The organism is Streptomyces sp. NPDC006294 (assembly GCF_042870895.1).
In the GTDB taxonomy this organism is placed as follows: Bacteria; Actinomycetota; Actinomycetes; order Streptomycetales; family Streptomycetaceae; genus Streptomyces.
The window spans coordinates 1-3,926 of record NZ_JBIAHV010000038.1; the positions used below are offsets into that span (position 1 = coordinate 1).

1 protein-coding gene is annotated in these 3,926 nt (G+C 73.3%); it reads left to right on the forward strand.

What is annotated here, in order from left to right:
* On the forward strand, nucleotides 1-3,926 hold a 3,926-nt coding region (locus ACFYOP_RS33685), incomplete at both ends, for an SDR family NAD(P)-dependent oxidoreductase (protein ID WP_388453930.1).

Genomic DNA, 3,926 nt, shown 5'->3' on the forward strand with positions numbered 1-3,926 from the left:
ATGGACCCCATGCTCGACCAGTTCCGGCAGGTCCTGGACAGTGTGGAGTTCCACCCGACGCGGCTGGCGCTGCCCGCCGGTGAGGCGGCGCGCGAGCCCCAGTACTGGGTCCGCCACATCCGCAACGCCGTCCGCTTCGCCGACCAGATCACCTGGCTCGAACAGCACGACACCACCCGCTACCTGGAAATCGGCCCCGGCGGCGTCCTCACCGCCCTCGCCCAGGACACCGTCACCCGCACCGACACCCTCCTCCTGCCCAGCCTGGTCAAGAACCTCGACGAGACCCACGCCCTCACCCGCGCCGCAGCCGAACTCCACATCAACGGGACACCCGTCGACTGGCAGGCCTTCTTCACCGGCCGGGGGAACACGCCGCGCCGGGCCGACCTGCCGACGTACGCCTTCCAGCGCCGCCGGTACTGGCTCGACGCGAGGTCCGGGCGCAGGGAGCAGACCGGTGGTTCACCGGTGGACGGCTGGCGCTACCGGGTGGTGTGGCGGCCGATGCCGGATGCGTCCGACACGGCTGAACTCACCGGCGACTGGTTGCTGTTGCGGCCTGCCGGTCACGAGAGCCGGCCTCTCGTACGTGACGTCGTCCGGGCTCTGGAGAGCGGGCACGGTGCCGTACGGCAGGTCGTGCTCGACACCGCCGTGGCCGACCGGGAGCGTTTTGCCGAGCAACTGCGGTATGCGGGCGCGGAGTTCGACGCCCCGGTGACTGGCGTGCTGTCGCTACTCGCGCTCGCGGACGCCGACGGTGAGGAGGAGGCCGGTACGGTCGCCCCGACCCTGGCGCTCGTCCAGGCGCTCGGCGACGCGGGCGTCGAGGCTCCCCTCTGGTGCGCCACCCAGGGTGCGGTCACCACCGGCGGCTCCGACCCGCTCGCCCACCACGCCCAGGCGCAGGTCTGGGGCCTGGGGCAGGTCGCGGCTCTCGAACACCCCGACCGTTGGGGCGGGCTGGTCGACCTTCCCGAACAGCTCGACGAGCGCGGCGGCGCACACCTGCGTGCCGTACTGGCCGCGGCGCCCGGCGGCGAGGACCAGGTGGCGGTTCGCGAGGCCGGTGTCCTCGCGCGCCGACTGACCCGGGCGGCAGGCAGCAGCGGTACGGGCTGGCAGCCGCGCGGCACCGTCCTGATCACCGGCGGCACCGGCGCGCTCGGCACACACGTGGCGCGCTGGGCTGCCCAGAACGGCGCCGAGCACCTCGTCCTCGCCAGCCGGCGCGGCGGCGAGGCCCCCGGGGCCACCGCCCTGGGCGACGAACTCGCCGCGCTCGGCGTTACGGTGACCTTCGCGGCCTGTGATGTGAGCGACCCCGAGTCGGTGCGCGCCCTGGTCGCCGAGCACCCGGGCCTCACCGCGGTCGTGCACACCGCCGGCAGCCTCGACGACGGCGTACTGGACCACCTCACCGCCGACCGCCTCGACCATGTCCTGCGTCCGAAGGCCACCGCCGCGGCGCTTCTCGACCGGTACACGCGTCACCTGGACCTGGACGCGTTCGTCCTGTTCTCCTCGGCGGCCGCCACCTTCGGCAACGAGGGCCAGGCCAACTACGCGGCCGCGAACGCCCACTTGGACGCGCTGGCACAGCGGCGGCACGCGCTGGGGCTGCCCGCCACCTCCGTGGCGTGGGGTGCCTGGGCGGACTCCGGTATGGCGACGGGGCACGCGGCGGCGGAGCAGTTGCACCGCAGCGGGTTCCCCCCGATGACCCCGGACCTCGCGCTCACCGCGCTGGCCCAGGCCGTCGGCCACGACACTCCGGCCGTGACCGTCGCCGACATCGACTGGGCCCGCTTCGTACCGGCGTACACCGTCGCCCGTCCCAGCCCGCTGATCTCCGACCTGGCGGACGTACGGGATCTGCGGGCGGCGGCCGGGCCGGCCGTGTCCGGCGGAGCGCAGCGCGCCGAGGAGTCGTCGCTGGCCGGGCAGCTGGCCGCGCTGACGGCGCCGCAGCGGGAGGAGCTGGTGCTGGAATTGGTGCGTACGCAGGCGGCGTTGGTGCTCGGCCACGCCGGGCCGCAGTCGGTGGCTCCGAACCGCGCGTTCAAGGAGCTCGGCTTCGACTCGCTCGGCGCGGTCCAGCTGCGCAACCGGCTCAACGCGGCCACCGGGCTGCGACTGACCACCAGCGTGATCTTCGACTACCCGACGGCGACCGAGCTCGCCCGCCATGTGCTGGGCGAGTTCCCCGGCCTCGGAGGCGACACCGCCGCGGCCGGGCAGGTGGCCACTCCCGGTGCGCCGGTGGCCGACGACGACCCGATCGCGATCGTGGCCATGAGCTGCCGCTTCCCGGGCGGGATACGGACGCCCGAGCAGCTGTGGGCGCTGCTGGCGGCGGGCGGTGACGCGGTGTCGCCGTTCCCCGCCGACCGAGGCTGGGACCTGGAGGCGCTCTACGACGCCGACCCGGACCGTTCCGGCGCGTCGTATGTGCGCGAAGGGGCCTTCCTCCAGGGCGTGAGCGAGTTCGACGCGGCCTTCTTCGGCATCAACCCGCGTGAGGCCCTGGCCATGGACCCGCAGCAGCGGCTGCTGCTTGAGACCTCCTGGGAGGCCTTCGAGCGGGCCGGCATCGACCCGAAGTCGCTACGTGGCAGCAAGGCCGGCGTCTTCGTCGGCAGCAACGGGCAGGACTACGCCACCCTGCTCCGGCAGGTGCCGGAGACCGTCGAGGGGTACCTCGGTACGGGTATCGCGGGCAGCGTGGCGTCGGGCCGCGTGGCATACACCCTGGGTCTGGAGGGCCCGGCCGTCACCGTCGACACCGCCTGCTCGTCGTCCCTGGTCGCCCTGCACATGGCCGCCCAGTCACTCCGCTCCGGCGAGTGCTCGCTCGCCCTCGCGGGCGGTGTGACGGTCATGTCGACTCCCGAGGTCTTCGTGGAGTTCAGCCGGCAGCGGGGACTCGCCCCCGACGCCCGGGTCAAGGCCTTCGCCGAGGCCGCCGACGGCACCGGCTGGGGCGAGGGCGTCGGCATGCTGCTGCTGGAGCGGCTCTCCGATGCCGAACGGCATGGACACCCGGTCCTGGGCATCGTGCGGGGCACGGCCGTCAACCAGGACGGCGCCAGTAACGGTCTCACCGCGCCGAACGGTCCTTCCCAGCAGGGGGTGATCCGGCAGGCCCTCGCCAATGTCGGTCTCACCCCTGTGCAGGTCGACGCGGTCGAGGCGCACGGCACGGGTACGACCCTGGGTGACCCGATCGAGGCGCAGGCGCTGATCGCCACGTACGGCCAGGACCGGCCTGCTGACCGGCCCCTGTGGCTGGGCTCGGTGAAGTCCAACATCGGCCACACCCAGGCCGCCGCCGGTGTCGCCGGTGTCATCAAGATGGTGATGGCCATGCGTCACGGCGTCCTGCCGAGGACACTGCATGTCGACCAGCCGACCAGCCATGTCGACTGGGACGCCGGTGCCGTCACTCTCCTCACCGACGAACAGCCCTGGCCCGAGACCGACCGGCCCCGCCGGGCCGGCGTCTCCTCCTTCGGTGTGAGTGGGACCAACGCGCACGCCATCATCGAAGAGTCCCCCATCGCCCTCGACCAGGGCCGGCCCGCCGACTCGGGCGTCGTGCCGTGGGTGATCTCGGCCCGGACTGCCGACGCGCTGCGCGCTCAGGCACGGCAGCTCCGCGAATACGTCGAGCAGCGGCCCGAGTTGGACACCGCAGCCGTCGCCGACACGCTCGTCAACGGGCGCGCCCTGTTCGAGCACCGCGCCGTGGTCGTCGCCGAGACCCCCGACGCTCTCACCGCCGCACTCGACGCCCTCGCTCAGGGGGAGCCCTCACCCCACCTCGTGCAGGGCGTCGCGCCGGACGAGACCGGGAGGACCGTGTTCGTGTTCCCGGGGCAGGGGACGCAGTGGGCCGGTATGGGGGCCGAACTCCTCGATGC